This is a genomic window from Paraburkholderia sp. SIMBA_054 (assembly GCF_046534875.1).
GTDB classification, from domain to species: Bacteria; Pseudomonadota; Gammaproteobacteria; order Burkholderiales; family Burkholderiaceae; genus Paraburkholderia; species Paraburkholderia hospita.
Map to the genome: position 1 here is coordinate 1 of NZ_JAWRXV010001631.1, position 239 is coordinate 239.

1 pseudogene is annotated in these 239 nt (G+C 61.5%); it reads left to right on the forward strand.

Annotated features, from left to right (window positions below):
• Positions 1 to 26: 26 nt before the first annotated feature.
• Positions 27 to 239: pseudogene (locus tag SB822_RS60600) on the forward strand (sensor histidine kinase); the annotation flags it as partial.

The following is a 239-nucleotide window of genomic DNA, read 5'->3' on the forward strand; positions in this document are numbered from 1 at the left end:
GGTATTTTGCTTTTTGAAGGAATGACATGCGACTCGCTGATTTCATCCTGCGCGATATGGAGCGCATCCTGGCGCAATGGGAGGCGTTCGCCGTGACATTGCTGCCCGCGGCGGCACGCCTTGATTCGCTGGCTCTGCGTGACCATGCCCAGCCGCTGCTTGAAGCCATCGTGGCCGATCTGTCGACCTCGCAGACCCGCGAAGCGCAATCGCACAAAGCATGGGGGCGTGGCCCGCAG